This window comes from Bacillus sp. AG4(2022), from assembly GCF_031844465.1.
Taxonomy (GTDB): domain Bacteria; phylum Bacillota; class Bacilli; order Bacillales; family Cytobacillaceae; genus Bacillus_AB; species Bacillus_AB infantis.
In genome coordinates this window covers 1,067,393-1,081,849 of record NZ_JAUZVH010000001.1, presented here as the reverse complement: position 1 = coordinate 1,081,849, position 14,457 = coordinate 1,067,393, and the positions used below count along the sequence as shown (strand labels likewise).

The following is a 14,457-nucleotide window of genomic DNA, read 5'->3' as shown; positions in this document are numbered from 1 at the left end:
CAGGATAATCCAGAAAAACAACCGCAAAGCTGTGAGTCTTTGCGGTTTTTTGTGTACAATAAAATAAAGGCCAGTCCTTCAGGATGCCAAGCGGCCAAGGAAAAATAGAAAATGTCAGAAGGACAAACGAAACCTTTTGCACGCAGACAGAGTCATATAAAGTGGTTATTCTTTTTATAAACCGGAGCTTTGAAAATGCGGTTCTGCAGGCTTGCTGGAAATAACAGCTGCTGCGGACCTGACTATATGATGGAAGGATAATTGTGATGAGATCGGATCGATACGAAAAAAAGCAGAAAAAGAAGAAGCGCAAATGGAAGCTGGCTGTGTTGTTCCTGCTTTTGATTATTGCCGGCACTCTTGCTTATGCATACTACCAGTTTAATCAGGGTGTGGCCCAGTCTGAAGATAAAGTGAAAAATACTAATGAAGTAAAATATGAATTCAATGGCGAAACAGACAAATACGGGGGCACGAACGTACTGCTGCTTGGAAGTGATGCACGCGGGGAAGAAACGCCGCGGACCGATACAATCATGGTAGGTCAATATCATCCTGATAAGGGGACCTATAAGATCATTTCCATCATGAGGGATTCTTATGTAGACATCCCGGGCCATGGGAAAAACAGGATTAATGCTGCGTTTGCGTATGGCGGCCCAGAGTTATTGAGGCAGACAATCAAAGAGAACTTTGATATTGATATACAGTATTATTCAATTGTCGATTTTCAGGGATTTGTTCAGCTTATCGATGAAGCATTTCCGAATGGTGTCGAAGTGGACGTTGAAAAGGAGATGTCGGATAATATAGGTGTAACGCTGAATCCAGGGCTTCAAAGGCTGGACGGAGAGCACTTGCTCGGATATGTGCGCTTCCGGCATGATGCTGTAGGCGATTTCGGCAGGGTGGAGAGGCAGCAGAAGGTGATGACAGAAATTGCCGATCAGTTCACCAGCATCCAGACATTGCCGAAGCTTCCTAAACTGGTAGGTGTCGTCACCCCGTATATCAATACAAATATGGATACCGGAGACATTTTATATATGGGCAAAAGCCTGCTGTCTAAAGAAGGCAGGCAGATTGAGACATTAAGGGTTCCTGTTGAAGGTTCCTATTGGGATGAAACAACTCCAGGAGGTGCGGATGTCCTTGGGGTCAATCTGGAACAAAACCGGCAGGCGGTCAGCGAATTTTTGTCGAAATAATAGGCACAGGGAGGAATTTGTGGTGTAAAGACGCCTTGCCAGAGGTAAGAATAAATACGAATTGTTTTTACTAAGGAGATTTTTCAATGGATTTTGACTTGCTCAAGGATTGGCTGACACTGGAAAATATAATGGATCTTATTGAACGCTACCGTTCTTTTGGGCCGCTGCCTGGAATATTGCTGCCAATGCTTGAAGCTTTCCTGCCTTTTCTGCCGCTGTTTCTGTTCGTCATGGCAAATGCCAATGCATTTGGATTGTGGCTCGGCTTTCTGATATCCTGGGCAGGTGCATGCGCTGGGGCCATGCTTGTTTTTTATCTTGTCCGTACATACGGGCAGAAGAGGCTATTAACCTTTTTGAGAAAACATGCAAAGGTGCAGCAGCTGATGAGCTGGATTGAGCGCCATGGCTTTGGCCCTTTGTTCATCCTGCTTTGTTTTCCCTTTACCCCGTCGGCTATTGTGAATATAGTGGCCGGGCTTTCCAAAATAAGCTTTGCTCAGTATATGCTTGCCGTGCTGACAGGCAAAATGGTCATGATTTTTACCATGAGCTTTATTGGCTACGATATAAGGTCATTGATTACCCAGCCCATCAGGACAGTGATTGTCCTTGCTGTTATTTTTATTCTTTGGTATGTCGGGAAAAGGATTGAAGTAAAGATAAATATGGGAGCAGATAAAGACAGCAGCAAATAAACCAGGGAGGTGGGGGACCGCGTGAAAGAAGAGGTTAAGCGGGAGGGTCTTGAGTGGATAAAGGCCTTCGCGATCGGAATTATCATTTTTGTATTTATCCGTATGTTTTTCTTCTCAAATTATGTGGTTGAAGGCGGGTCCATGATGCCGACGCTGCAGGATGGAAACAAACTGGTAGTCAATAAAATCGGCTATCAGATCGGAGAGCTGCAAAGATTCGATGTCATAGTCTTCCATGCAAATGAAAAAGAGGATTTTGTTAAAAGGATCATCGGACTGCCGGGTGACAGGGTCGATTATAAAGATGACCATCTGTATATCAACGGCAAGCTTGTGGAGGAGCCTTTCCTTGAAAAATACAGAAAAGAGACCCTCGGCGACCGCCTGACCGGTGATTTTACCCTGGAGGAAGTGGCACACACCGAAACAGTGCCTGAAGGACAGCTGTTCGTCCTCGGGGACAATAGACTGGAAAGCTGGGATGGCCGGCATTTCGGATGCATTGATGCTGACCAGGTGGTAGGAAAGGTAAATCTTCGCTACTGGCCGATCGATGAAATGGATATTAAATTCTAAGGACTTGGAGAATTCAAGTCCTTTTTGTGTGCAAATATGCTAAAATAATCTAAAAATTATAAAAATGGAAAGGGGGGATAAAAATGCCTGTCATCAAAACCAAGCTGATGGTGCCGCCAGTCAAGGAAGGATATATAAGGAGAGCAAGGCTTTCGGCAAAAATGAAAGCGGTTGCTGAATATCCGCTGTGCATTATCGAATCAGGTGCCGGGTATGGAAAAAGTACGGCCCTGGCCCTGTTCGTCCACGATGAAAAGCTTCCTTGCAGCTGGTATTCCATATCATCCGAGGATGATGATATCATTCCTTTTCTATCCTGCCTTGTGGCATCGGTCCGGTTGGTGCATCCTGATTTCGGGACTGAGATCTTAAGCATCCTGGAGCAGCTGGACCGGTATGTAAAAGAAGAAGAGATTCGTTCACTCGCCTCTTTATTTTTAAATGAAGCAGCCCTTCATGGGGAAAATATACTGCTGATCCTTGATGACTTTCATCAGGTTGAGCACTCCTATACGATCAACTGCTGGATGGAAACCCTCCTTGAACATATTCCGCCGAATCTTCATCTTATTATCTCAAGCAGGAGCAGGCCGGGATGGAAGCTGCTGAAAAAGATGAGGGTCACAGACAAGCTCCTTGAAATAAAGAAAGAGGACCTGGTCCTTTCCCGGGATGAAGTGGAGCTGCTCTTGAATGAATTATACGGAATTTCCATTAAGCAGGGGGATTTGGACAGAATTTGCCTTGCTACAGAAGGATGGGTCATTGCTGTGGGGATGATTGGACAGCAGCTGACAGACAAAAAAAGCATCTCTAATTTATTCGGAGCATCGTCCGGCTCCCTGGCGGACCTTTTTCAATATCTGGTCACAGAGGTATTTGCCAAGCAGCCGCCGCTTATCCAGCAATTCCTTGAACAAACAAGCATTTTTGATGATATGACAGAAGAGCTTTGCAATGAGGTCCTGGGGATCGCCGGGGCAGGGGCAATGCTTCAGCAGCTGACAGAGAAGAACCTGTTTATCCATAAGGTAGGGGAAAAGGTATACAGATACCATGCTCTATTTAAGGAATTCCTGGAAAAGCAGCTGAAAGCCGGCCAGCCGCATAGCTACCGCCTTTTAAATGAGAGATGTGCACGCCATTTCGTACGGAGCCTTCAGTGGGATGATGCTCTTAAGCATTTTGAGAAGATTGGTTCAACAGAGGAAATGGCGTCTATATTAAGCGACCAGGGGCTAAGGATGCTTGAAACCGGTAAGCTGGGAAGCCTGTCAGACAGGATTGCGGGCATCCCCGGGCAGACAAAGGACAGGTTTTATCCCGTCTGGTTCCTTGAAGGGGAAGTATTGCGCTACAGATCTTCTTACCAGGAAGCAGAGCTTGCCTATGACAGGGCGGCAACAGGCGCTGACGGTAAGAAGGACCTGATTTGGAAGGCGCGTGCACTTGAAGGGAAGGCAAGGATCTATCTGGACACGATTCAGCCGCATAAAGCAGAGCGCATTTTATCCCAGGCGATACAGCTGAAGGAAGGGGATATCCGCGGGGGAAGGGATGAACCGGCGAGACTTTATCATTTGCTTGCGGAAAACCTTATAAATGCCGGGCAGGCCGCCAAAGCAGAAAAATGGATGGAGAGGGCAGAATCCATGGGTCATCAGATGCTGGACAAAAGCCTGCTGGCCCGGCTTTATTTAAGGACGGGTAAATTGGCAGAAAGCAGGAAAATTTTGATGGCCGGCCGCAAAACAAAGAGTGAGGGCAAACCGCTCCCGAAATCCCACAGGGAGACAGATCTGCTGCTGGCCCTTATCGAGGCATTTACAGGCAATGGGGCAGAAGCGAAAAAGTTGTCCCAGGAAGGCATCCAGCAGGGAATCAGTACAAAGGCGCCGTTTGTAGAAGCCTGCGGGTGGATCAGGCTTGGGCATGCGGCACAGCTGCTGGGGGAATATGATTCTGCTCTTGCGGAAAAATGCTACAGGACTTCCCTGGACATAATGGGCCGGCTTGAAATTGAAAGAGGAAAAGCAGAGCCGTTAATGGGATTATGCATTTTATACGGAGAACGGAATGACTACAGCAAATCGATGGATGCCGGGAAGGCAGGGTTGCAGGAAACCGAGAGAGTGAAGGATATGTGGCTGTCTTCCCTGATCCTCATCAGTATGGGCATCAGCTCTGCTTATGGGAGGCGCTTCGGTGAAGCAGATAAGCATTTTGATCTTGCATCAAGCATGCTTCAGCAGTGCGGGGATGATTACGGCTGTATGCTGGCTTTATTCTGGAAAGCCTATTCTGCTCATCAGCAGGGGCTTCAGGAAGATTTTGAACACTCATTCAAGTCTTTCCTCAGCCAGATGCAATGGGGGGACTATGAGTTTTTCCTGTTCAGAAGGACATTGTTCGGCCCAAGGGACCTGCAGATGTTTGCACCCATTCTGATTGAAGCAGAAAAAAGCGGCATTATGCCTGATTATACTGCAAGGCTGCTAAAAGAAATGAATCTTGGCAACCTTCATTCCCACCCGGGATTCACCCTCAAAGTGAAAACGCTCGGGCAGTTCCGTGTATGGCTGGGCGATAAGGAGATTGACGAAGGAGGATGGCAGCGGGGCAAAGCTAAAGAGCTCCTCCAGCTTTTTCTCACACACCTCCACCAGCTTATCCGGAAAGAGGATATATTTGATATGCTTTGGCCGGAGCAGGATGCCGCGAGTGCGGATAGAGACTTTAAGGTTGCCCTGAACGCACTCAATAACGTACTTGAACCAAACCGCAAGCCAAGGAAGAACCCATTCTTCATCAGCAGGGAAGGCACCTCTTATGGGATAAATCCAAAGGCTGTCATTGATTTGGACTCCATCCTATTTGAGGAGTGGATCAAAGATGGGCTGGAAGAGAAAGACCATGGAAAAAGCATCCACAGACTTGAAAGAGCCCTGAAACTGTATGCCGGGGACTATCTGCCTGAGCGGCGCTATGAGGATTGGTGCATCAGTGAAAAAGAAAGACTGCAGGTATACTTTCTGAGAGGTGCTGAAAAGCTCGCGCAGCTTTGTGTCCGGAAAGAAGACTATGACATGGCGATTGAATGGTGCGAAAGAATAATAGAAAAGGACCGGACGTGGGAGGAGGCTTACAGGCTCCTGATGTACTGTTATTACAGCAAGAATAATCGCCCCCGGGCAATCAGATGGTTCCAGAAATGCTGTGAGGTTCTTGAGGAAGAGCTGGGCGTGGCGCCTCTGGAGCCTACGCTCCATATGCATGAAATGATCATGGAATCGGGCAATATTGCGGGCCATGCATAGCGGGATTTTGTGTAAAAAATGTAAACAGGAATGAATATCGCCAATTCTAGGGCGAATAAATGAAAAACTGGGGTGAATCATTCTAATTCTTGGGCGAATAACAGCCAATTAGGGTAGAAAAGATTTAATTTAGAATGAATAATGCCAGCGGCCCGCTTCGGGGCGCTGTTCTAACCTGCATCTGCCTGCGCCGGAGCCTTTGCTCCGGCGCATTTTAGCATTAGAGAATTTAATCGGTGTGTTTTCCGCTTTTTATTTGTCCAGCTCCGGCTCCTAGGTGCTCGAGTCATAAGCCACTTTGGAACCGAAGGCAAAGAACGCCTTCAATTCCAAAGCGTCTTATGCTTGTCGCACCTTAACAGTCGCCTCCGCTTTTCTAATTGTCCAGCTCCAAAGCCTAGCCCCTCGAGGTCTTAAGTCAAGCAGATCAAAAGGTTAAAGAGCCAACCTTTCGCTCTGCTCGCCTTAAGCTTGTCGGGGCTGAGCAAGGCTTTTCCGCTTTTCTATTTAACAAGCTGCGCCTTATAAGCAGGCTGGCAGTATACACAGATGTGGACATTGACGTCGGCAATGAGGATGTCGGCGGCATTGTATTCAATATCACAGAATGAGCAGGCAACCATTTTGTCTTCTTCGAATGCTTCAACAGTTTCAGGAATAGGGTCATTTACCTTGATAAGCTCTACCCAGATGCCTTTTGAAAGCGGAAGATTGGTCTTTAAATATTCATTGGCTGCCTCTTCTGTTTCCCAAAAGCCTAAGTCCCACAGCAGTTCATTTGCGCTTCCATCCTGTGTCATCAATCCATAAACTGTTTTCATTATCTTTCGTCTCCTCTCAGACGGAAATTAAGATCAATAGATTTCTTATCTCTTTTCCGCTTTTCTTAAGTATTAAACCATTTGCAGGAATTTCCAGATCGGGCAGGTCTATTTCATCCGGCAATAGAAATTAAGAATATATCTTGGCTGTAACCGATTTGTAACTGGGGCTGATTAGGATGAAGGCAGGAAGATTTGCAGCAAACAATTGATTTCAAGGGGGAGAAAGGATGAAAAAGAATACAGGGAAAATGGCATTGGGCTGCCTGATGTCGCTGATGGTGGTCTTTTCGAGTGCCTGCAGTTCAGAAGAATCGGGAGGCAGCGGGGATGAGAAGAGCGATCCGATCAAAATCGGTGTGCTGGCCTCGCAGACAGGCGGGCTTGAGTCATATGGGGAACAGACACTCCGCGGCTTTGAGCTGGGCCTGGAATATGCAACAGACGGTAAAAATGAAGTGGCTGGAAGGAAGATTGAATTCATTGTAGAGGATACTGAAACAAAGCCGGAAGTGGCCGTCCAAAAGGCGACAAAGCTGCTTGAGGAAGATGAAGTTGACTTCCTGGTCGGATCCTCCAGCTCAGGTGATACATTGGCTGTTCTTCCCCTCGCAGAAGAATATGAGAAAATCATGGTCGTCGAGCCGGCGGTAGCTGACAGCATCACAGGCTCAGAGTTCAATCCTTATATTTTCCGGACCGCGCGCAACTCTTCTCAGGATGCAGTCGCTGGTGCTGCAGCCATCGCTGGTGAAGGTGTAAAAATAGCGACGCTTGCTCCTGATTATTCTTTCGGGCGCGACGGTGTGGCTGCATTCCGGGATGCAGCGGTGAAGCTTGGCGCTGAAATTGTCCATGAAGAATACGCGGATCCTGCCGCAACCGACTTTACTGCAAACATCCAGAAAGTGATTGATTCCAAGCCGGATTATCTGTTTGTTATCTGGGCGGGGGCCAACTCACCCTGGAATCAGATCGCTGATATGAAGGTCCAGGATAAAGGCATCAAAATTTCCACAGGCGCACCGGATATTGCTGCCCTTGCGACAATGGAGCCATTGATCGGGATGGAAGGGTTCTCCGTCTACTATCACGATCTTCCGGATAACGAAATCAACAGCTGGCTGGTAGAGGAGCATAAAAAGCGGTTTGACGGGGATGTGCCGGATCTCTTCACTCCAGGAGGCATGAGCGCCGCGATCTCCATCGTTGAAGCACTGAAGAAAACGGACGGCAGTACAGATGCAGACACGCTCATTGAGACAATGGAAGGAATGAGCTTCGAGACGCCGAAGGGGAAGATGACATTCAGGGCAGAAGACCACCAGGCCCTTCAGGCATTGTACGCAATCAAGCTGGAGAAAAAGGATGGTGTCCCATACCCTGTACCGGTGCTTGTGAGGGAACTGTCACCTGAAGAGACAGCGCCTCCTGTACTGAACAAGTAAGTGAAAACCGGATTATAAAATGCAGTAATGGCAATGGACTCCGGCAGCAGGCCTGAGTCCATTGCTGCAAAGCGGATCCGGGGAGAGCCGGGCATTCTTTTGGAGTATGCCGCAGGCAGCTGAATATAAAGTGGAGGTGGGCATGTGGGTCCAATCATAGAAACAAAAGATTTATCAATAGCATTCGGAGGCCATAAAGCAGTGGATTCTGTCTCGCTTGCTGTCCCGGAAAATGAATTTTTATCAATTATCGGTCCAAATGGAGCCGGCAAAACGACGTTTTTCAACCTGCTGAGCGGTCAGCTCGCCCCTACAGGGGGATCTATCCATTTGCGAGGGGAAGACATCACAAAGCTTTCTCCTGTTGAAAGGACAAGAAGGGGAATCGGAAGAAGCTTTCAAATTACCAATGTATTTCCAAGTTTGACTGTGTTGGAGAATGTAAGGCTTGCAGTCCAGTCGCAGGCAGGCATCCGCTATCAGATGCTGCGCCATTTCAAAATGTACAAAGAGCTTGAAGAAAAAGCGTCTGAATGGCTGAAGCTGGTATTGCTTGATAAAAAACAGGATGCAGCCGCCGCCAATCTGGCGCACGGCGAGAAAAGGAAGCTCGAGATCGCTATGCTCCTCGCCCTGAATACCGAGGTTTTGCTTCTGGATGAGCCGACAGCAGGAATGTCGCTGGAAGAGGTTCCGGCCATCCTTGAAGTCATCAGGAAAATCAAGCAGGAGAGCGGGAGGACCATCATTCTGATTGAACACAAAATGGATATGATCCTTGATTTATCAGACAGCGTCATGGTCCTGTTCAATGGCTCGCTTCTGGCTAAGGGGACTCCTCGGGAAATCATGGAAAATGAAACGGTGCAATCCGCATATCTGGGAGGTTTTGAGCATGCAGGCTCAGCTTAAGCTATCAGATGTCGAAACGTATATAGGCCAGTATCATATCCTGCAGGGAGTCTCGCTGGAAGTGGCAAAAGGGGATGTTACCGTGCTTCTGGGCCGCAACGGCGCAGGGAAGACCTCCACCCTCAGAACCATCATGGGGCACAATGTCCTGAGCAAAGGAAGCATAGAGTGGAAAGGGACAGAAATCGGCGGACTGCCTCCTTATGAGATTGCGAGAAAAGGGCTTGGCTATGTGCCGGAGGACCAGGGGATATTTGCGGGGCTGACAGTTGAGGAAAATATGAAGGTGGCCATGCGGAAAGAGACTCCTTCCGCTTTGGAAAAGCTGGATTGGACCCTGGACCTTTTCCCGGATTTAAAACGATTCTGGAAAAAGCCGGGCGGCCTTTTAAGCGGAGGACAGAAACAGATGCTTTCCATCGCACGGGCTTATGTGAATGATAATGATTTAATGCTGATTGATGAGCCGAGCAAAGGACTCGCACCGATCATGGTTGAAAAAGTAATGGATTCAATCATGCAAATGAAGGAAAAAACCACGATCGTCCTTGTGGAGCAGAACTTTATGATGGCGAGTACGGTTGGCGACCGCTTCTACATTATTGATGATGGAAGAACGGTAGGGGGCGGCCCGATGTCAGTGCTGAAGGAAGATGAATCTATGAGGAAAAAATATTTGGGCATTGCCTAGAAAGGAGAGTATAAGATGGAGGTGCTTATTAACCTTGCCATAAACGGGCTTGCGACCGGTATGCTGATTTTTTTGCTTGCGGCAGGGCTGACGCTCATATTCGGACTGATGGATGTCCTTAATTTTGCCCATGGCGGACTGTTTGCTTGGGGGGCCTACAGCGGGACATGGATATTTGCCCAGACAGGCAGTTTTGCTGCAGGGATCATCGGGGCAGTCGTGACCGGGCTCATACTGGGTTTTTTGACTGAACGGTGGATCATCAAGCCGGTATACGGGAATCATGTCCAGCAAATATTGATCACACTTGGCCTGATGCTTGTATTATCTGAGCTTCTTAAGGTTGTCTGGGGCCCCAATCAGCTGTCAGCTTCTCCGCCATCCTACCTGGCCGGAAGCTGGGAGCTTGGCGGAGTGATCATTATTAAATACAGGGTATTCATCATCATCGTCGGCCTGCTCGTTTTCCTCGGGGTGCAATATATCTTGCGCAACACAAAAATCGGACTCGTTGTACGGGCCGGTGTCATGGATAAAGAGATGGTCCAGTCCCTGGGGATCAATATTAAAAGAGTCTTTATGATTGTTTTCATGGCAGGATCGGGAATGGCCGCATTGGGCGGGGTGCTTTTAGGCCCGTATTCGGGTGTCATCCATGCGGAGATGGGGATGGAGTTTGCCATCCTTGCTTTCATCGTTGTTGTAATTGGAGGGATGGGCAGCTTCTCGGGATCCATTCTTGCTGCCATTCTGGTAGGGCTTGCCGGAGCCTTCATGTCCTATTATGTTCCATCCCTTTCCCTGGCCGTTAACATGCTGCTGATGGCTGCCGTGCTTATCTTCAGGCCGCAGGGGCTATTCAGATTGAAGGGGCGGGGAGTATGAAGCATACCATTGATAATAAAAAGGCCATGATCTACACCTTTATAGCAGCGGCATTGATGCTGCTTCCATTTGTATATGAATCAAGGACCATGCTGATCTTGTTTACACAGATCTTTATTTTTGCCATCTTTGCCATGAGCTACGATATCCTGCTTGGATATACAGGGATTGTTTCCTTCGGCCATGCCATGTTTTTCGGGATCGGGGCCTATACAGCAGGCGTGATGATGAAAAGAATGGAACCGACGATGGTGAACCTCCTATTGGCTGTGCTGCTGACAATTGTTCTGACCGCAGTCCTCAGTTATGCAGTCGGCCTTCTGACACTAAGGCTGAAAAGCCATTTTTATGCCATGCTGACCCTGGCATTTGCCGGCCTTTTCCTGGTTCTTGCCGAGAAGTGGAGAACCGTTACGTACGGAAACGACGGATTTACCTTCCGGGTCCCGGATCTATTAAAAGACCGGACAGACTTCTACTTCATCTGCCTGGCGGCTATGATTCTCGTTTTTATGATATTGTCGCGGTTCACCCATTCTCCGCTCGGAAGGGTGCTCCAGGCCATCCGTGAAAATGAACAGCGGACAGAGTCCCTTGGCTATAATGTGATTCAGTACAAAATTGCTGCGAGTGTTGCAGCCGGTGTTATAGCGGGGATTGCCGGGATGCTGTACAGCATATCCCTCCGCTTCGTCAACACGAGCGTATTTACGATGGATATCACTCTAGATGCCCTGCTGATGACGATTATAGGCGGGGTCGGAACATTGGCGGGGGCTATCATCGGGGCGGGGATTATTGAATTTGCCCACCACGGGCTGACAGAACTTGCAAAGGTCCATTGGATTTTTGAACGGTGGATCATCTTCTTTGGAATCATATATATACTGGCCGTGATGTTCTTTCCGAAAGGGATTCTCGGGACGCTCAAAGGGAAGCAATGGAAACGCACGGGAAAAGAAGCAGACAAAAAAGAAGAAAAGATTGCCGGCTAGGGGGGAGAAGATGGTTCATGGCCAGGTTGCCTCGTTCATTATCCGGATTTATCTGAGTGATCAGGAAGGAACACCAGGCAAAAGGAATTGGAGGATTAAGGTGACGCATGTGCAGGAAGACAGAGAAACATTCTTTGAAACGCTGGAAGAAGCCAATGATTATATGAAATTGGCAGCCGGGGCGATGGGGCCGGTGCAATAAGGAGGCGGAAAATCTGGATATCGGAATAGCGGCAACAGGCATTTATTTGCCGGAAACATATATAACAAGTGCAGAAATTGCCAAAAAAGCAGGAATCCCGCTTCATATTGTTGAAAATAAAATGGGTATCAAAAAGAAGCCGGTTCCAGGCGCAGAGGATCACACCTGCGAGATGGGAATCAGGGCTGCCCGCGAAGCAATCGGGAAAGCTGGAATTGATCCGCTGGAAATTGATCTGGTCATTTATATCGGCGAAGAATATAAAGAATATCCCTTATGGACAGCAGGCATTAAGCTTCAGCATGAAGTCGGGGCCTATAATGCCTATGCATTTGATATGGCCCTCCGCTGCGGGACCGCTATAATGGGGCTGAAGACAGCGAAGGATATGATGTCAGCAGATCCCGGCATATCGACAGTCCTGCTTGCCGGCGGCTACAGGAACGGGGACTTCATTAATTACGAAAATGAAAGGACCCGGTTTATGTTTAATCTGGGAGCAGGGGGCGGTGCGATCCTTTTGAAAAAAGGACTGTCCTCAAACAGGCTGCTGGAAAGCGCTATCATAACCGATGGATCTTTTTCAGAGGATGTTGCGGTAGTGGCCGGAGGGACTAAGAACCCCTTAACGGCAGAGGCGCTTGAAAACGGTCTTTACCAGCTTGATGTAATGGATCCGGCAGGGATGAAGCAAAGGCTGGAGCAGAAGTCCATGGAAAACTTCCTGAAGGTAATTAGGAAAGCGGTTGCAAAAAGCGGCTATGCAGAGGATGATATCCATTATCTCGCGATGCTCCATATGAAAAGGTCCGCCCACGATTTTGTCCTTCAGGAGCTTGGCCTTGGACAGGAGCAATCCATTTACCTGGAGGATTTTGGGCATATCGGCCAATTTGATCAAATATTGTCATTGGAGCTTGCTGAAAAAGAGGAAAGGCTGGCACCCGGGAAAATAGCTGTCCTTGTCAGTGCAGGCATCGGCTATGCCTGGGGAGCTTCTGTCATTAGATGGGGGGAAGATGGAAAGTGAGCAAGAATGAAGAACTGAAAAAGATTGTTTTGAGCAGCGGGGAAACCATCAGCTGGAGGGAAAGGGAAGGCGGCGGGCAGAAGCTGCTGCTCATCCATGGCAATATGACTTCCTCGAAGCATTGGGACCTTGTGTTTGAACATCTGGACCCGAAATATAAGCTGTATGCGATCGATCTTAGAGGGTTCGGCCAATCCAGTTATTTCGAGCCAATCCGTTCCATCAAAGACTTTTCGGATGATGTAAAGCTTTTTTGCGATGCCATTGGCCTCTCCGATTTTTCCGTTGCCGGCTGGTCGACGGGAGGTGCGGTTGCTATGCAGCTTGCTGCAGACAATCCCGGCCTATGCAATCGCCTGATTCTTTTGGCCTCAGCTTCCACAAGGGGATACCCGTTTTACGGGACGTCAGGGGATGCTGTGCCTGATTCATTAGCACGCCTGACCAGCCTGGAACAAATAAGGGCGGATAAGAGCAAGACAATTCCTGTGCAGTCGGCTTATGACAGAGGGGACAGGATGTTTCTAAGGGCGATGTGGGATGCCCTTATTTATGATAAAAATCAGCCAGAGCCTGCAAGATATGAAGAGTATCTGGATGATATGCTGACACAGCGGAATCTTGCTGAAGTCTATCATTCTCTTAATATTTTCAATATAGGTTCCGTCCCGAATGGTGAAGAACCCGGAACAGGGGACGCGGATAAAATTAAGGTGCCGGTGCTGGTCCTGAGAGGCGACCGTGATCAGGTAATAACAGCGGGGATGGCCCGGGAAATCCTTGAGGACATCGGAAGCAATGCACACTTTGCAGAATTGAAGGATTGCGGCCATTCCCCGCTTGTCGATGATATCGGGCAACTGACTGATGTGATGTCGGAATTTTTGGATAAAGAGCTGGAGGTATTAAAGTGAGACTAAAAGAGAAAACAGCCATTATTACCGGGGCGGCCAACGGTATTGGATTTGCCGCAGCCGAAAGATTTGCACGTGAAGGGGCCAATGTGGTCCTGGCCGATTTTGATGAGGAAATCGGCAGGGAAAGAGAAGGGGAGTTAAATAGAGAAGGACTTCATGCCAGGTTTATTCAGGTAGACGTATCAAAAAGGGAAAGCATTGACGAACTGGTCCGGCAGGTGCTTGAGGAGTATGAGAGAATCGACATTCTGATCAATAACGCAGGGATCACCCGTGACAGCATGCTGGCCAAAATGGCTGCCGAGGATTTCCAAAAAGTGATTGACGTCAACCTGACCGGTGTATTCCATTGCACCCAGGCTGTGATCCCAAGCATGATTGAACAGGGGAAAGGGAAGGTCATCAGCACTTCATCTGTATCAGGCGTTTATGGAAATATCGGCCAGACCAATTATGCTGCCGCAAAGGCCGGGGTTGTGGGCATGACAAAAACCTGGGCAAAGGAGCTGGGCCGAAAAGGGATCAACGTCAACGCCGTCGCCCCCGGCTTCATCCATACAGGAATGACAGCAAAGGTGCCTGAGAAGGTGATCGGGCAAATGAAACAGATGGTGCCGCTCGGTCGCCTGGGCAGCCCGGAGGATATTGCCAATGCCTATTTATTCCTTGCCTCTGATGAATCTGATTATATTAATGGAACCGTCCTGCATGTGGACGGCGGCATTATGATGTAAGAATAGTTTGACGGGAGGTA

The 14,457-nt window shown here is 48.3% G+C and carries 14 protein-coding genes; 13 read left to right on the top strand and 1 reads right to left on the bottom strand.

The features are described 5' to 3' along the window. Nucleotides 1-266 precede the first annotated feature (266 nt). The 4 genes from Q9R36_RS05280 to Q9R36_RS05265 all read left to right on the top strand — a co-directional run bounded on the left by Q9R36_RS05280 (nucleotide 267) and on the right by Q9R36_RS05265 (nucleotide 5,802). Nucleotides 267-1,208, top strand: coding sequence for an LCP family protein (locus Q9R36_RS05280; protein ID WP_170939487.1), 942 nt, complete (start codon nucleotides 267-269; stop codon nucleotides 1,206-1,208). A gap of 86 nt (nucleotides 1,209-1,294) precedes the next feature. After that, nucleotides 1,295-1,909: a TVP38/TMEM64 family protein gene (locus Q9R36_RS05275; protein ID WP_009793995.1), complete on the top strand. Its 615-nt coding sequence runs from the start codon at nucleotides 1,295-1,297 to the stop codon at nucleotides 1,907-1,909. Nucleotides 1,910-1,930: 21 nt separating this feature from the next. Further along, entirely contained in the window at nucleotides 1,931-2,485 is a 555-nt protein-coding gene (lepB, locus tag Q9R36_RS05270) for a signal peptidase I (protein WP_022543588.1), read from the top strand. Between the two features lie 83 nt (nucleotides 2,486-2,568). Then, on the top strand, nucleotides 2,569-5,802 hold the full coding sequence (locus tag Q9R36_RS05265; protein ID WP_311224622.1) for an AfsR/SARP family transcriptional regulator: 3,234 nt from the start codon (nucleotides 2,569-2,571) through the stop codon (nucleotides 5,800-5,802). A 503-nt stretch (nucleotides 5,803-6,305) separates the two neighbouring features. On the opposite strand, the gene Q9R36_RS05260 is transcribed toward Q9R36_RS05265, so the two are convergent. Continuing rightward, complete coding sequence (locus Q9R36_RS05260; RefSeq protein WP_009793998.1) at nucleotides 6,306-6,623, bottom strand: hypothetical protein; 318 nt, start codon at nucleotides 6,621-6,623, stop codon at nucleotides 6,306-6,308. Between the two features lie 230 nt (nucleotides 6,624-6,853). Here Q9R36_RS05260 and Q9R36_RS05255 point away from each other — a divergent pair, with 230 nt between their 5' ends. From Q9R36_RS05255 to fabG, 9 genes are all read left to right on the top strand, one after another. Next, nucleotides 6,854-8,071 carry a substrate-binding domain-containing protein gene (locus Q9R36_RS05255; RefSeq protein WP_101550928.1) on the top strand — a complete coding sequence of 406 codons (1,218 nt, stop codon included), beginning with the start codon at nucleotides 6,854-6,856 and terminating at the stop codon, nucleotides 8,069-8,071. A 144-nt stretch (nucleotides 8,072-8,215) separates the two neighbouring features. Continuing rightward, on the top strand, nucleotides 8,216-8,983 hold the full coding sequence (locus Q9R36_RS05250) for an ABC transporter ATP-binding protein (protein ID WP_094768286.1): 768 nt from the start codon (nucleotides 8,216-8,218) through the stop codon (nucleotides 8,981-8,983). Further along, nucleotides 8,967-9,674: an ABC transporter ATP-binding protein gene (locus tag Q9R36_RS05245; protein WP_009794002.1), complete on the top strand. Its 708-nt coding sequence runs from the start codon at nucleotides 8,967-8,969 to the stop codon at nucleotides 9,672-9,674. Before Q9R36_RS05250 ends, Q9R36_RS05245 begins: the two co-directional genes overlap by 17 nt. Nucleotides 9,675-9,689: 15 nt before the next feature. Next, the gene (locus Q9R36_RS05240; RefSeq protein WP_009794003.1) at nucleotides 9,690-10,559 is read left to right on the top strand and encodes a branched-chain amino acid ABC transporter permease; all 870 of its coding nucleotides are present in this window, start codon (nucleotides 9,690-9,692) and stop codon (nucleotides 10,557-10,559) included. Further along, nucleotides 10,556-11,554 carry a branched-chain amino acid ABC transporter permease gene (locus Q9R36_RS05235; protein ID WP_009794004.1) on the top strand — a complete coding sequence of 333 codons (999 nt, stop codon included), beginning with the start codon at nucleotides 10,556-10,558 and terminating at the stop codon, nucleotides 11,552-11,554. Before Q9R36_RS05240 ends, Q9R36_RS05235 begins: the two co-directional genes overlap by 4 nt. Nucleotides 11,555-11,564: 10 nt before the next feature. Next, nucleotides 11,565-11,756, top strand: coding sequence for a hypothetical protein (locus Q9R36_RS05230; protein ID WP_009794005.1), 192 nt, complete (start codon nucleotides 11,565-11,567; stop codon nucleotides 11,754-11,756). Between the two features lie 13 nt (nucleotides 11,757-11,769). Next, on the top strand, nucleotides 11,770-12,786 hold the full coding sequence (locus Q9R36_RS05225; protein WP_101550926.1) for a 3-oxoacyl-ACP synthase: 1,017 nt from the start codon (nucleotides 11,770-11,772) through the stop codon (nucleotides 12,784-12,786). Further along, nucleotides 12,765-13,700, top strand: a complete 936-nt coding sequence (gene phaZ, locus Q9R36_RS05220) for an intracellular short-chain-length polyhydroxyalkanoate depolymerase (RefSeq protein ID WP_009794007.1) — start codon at nucleotides 12,765-12,767, stop codon at nucleotides 13,698-13,700. The genes Q9R36_RS05225 and phaZ overlap by 22 nt, the downstream gene beginning before the upstream one ends. After that, nucleotides 13,697-14,437, top strand: a complete 741-nt coding sequence (fabG, locus tag Q9R36_RS05215; RefSeq protein WP_101550924.1) for a 3-oxoacyl-ACP reductase FabG — start codon at nucleotides 13,697-13,699, stop codon at nucleotides 14,435-14,437. The genes phaZ and fabG overlap by 4 nt, the downstream gene beginning before the upstream one ends. Nucleotides 14,438-14,457: the final 20 nt, after the last annotated feature.

What these genes read in the sequence shown, in the direction of transcription:
- Q9R36_RS05280 (WP_170939487.1), top strand. Translation starts at nt 267, where the DNA reads ATGAGATCGGATCGATACGAAAAAAAGCAGAAAAAGAAGAAGCGCAAA.
- Q9R36_RS05275 (WP_009793995.1), top strand. Translation starts at nt 1,295, where the DNA reads ATGGATTTTGACTTGCTCAAGGATTGGCTGACACTGGAAAATATAATG.
- Q9R36_RS05265 (WP_311224622.1), top strand. Translation starts at nt 2,569, where the DNA reads ATGCCTGTCATCAAAACCAAGCTGATGGTGCCGCCAGTCAAGGAAGGA.
- Q9R36_RS05260 (WP_009793998.1), bottom strand. Translation starts at nt 6,623, where the DNA reads ATGAAAACAGTTTATGGATTGATGACACAGGATGGAAGCGCAAATGAA.
- Q9R36_RS05255 (WP_101550928.1), top strand. Translation starts at nt 6,854, where the DNA reads ATGAAAAAGAATACAGGGAAAATGGCATTGGGCTGCCTGATGTCGCTG.
- Q9R36_RS05245 (WP_009794002.1), top strand. Translation starts at nt 8,967, where the DNA reads ATGCAGGCTCAGCTTAAGCTATCAGATGTCGAAACGTATATAGGCCAG.
- Q9R36_RS05240 (WP_009794003.1), top strand. Translation starts at nt 9,690, where the DNA reads ATGGAGGTGCTTATTAACCTTGCCATAAACGGGCTTGCGACCGGTATG.
- Q9R36_RS05235 (WP_009794004.1), top strand. Translation starts at nt 10,556, where the DNA reads ATGAAGCATACCATTGATAATAAAAAGGCCATGATCTACACCTTTATA.
- Q9R36_RS05230 (WP_009794005.1), top strand. Translation starts at nt 11,565, where the DNA reads ATGGTTCATGGCCAGGTTGCCTCGTTCATTATCCGGATTTATCTGAGT.
- phaZ (WP_009794007.1), top strand. Translation starts at nt 12,765, where the DNA reads ATGGGGGGAAGATGGAAAGTGAGCAAGAATGAAGAACTGAAAAAGATT.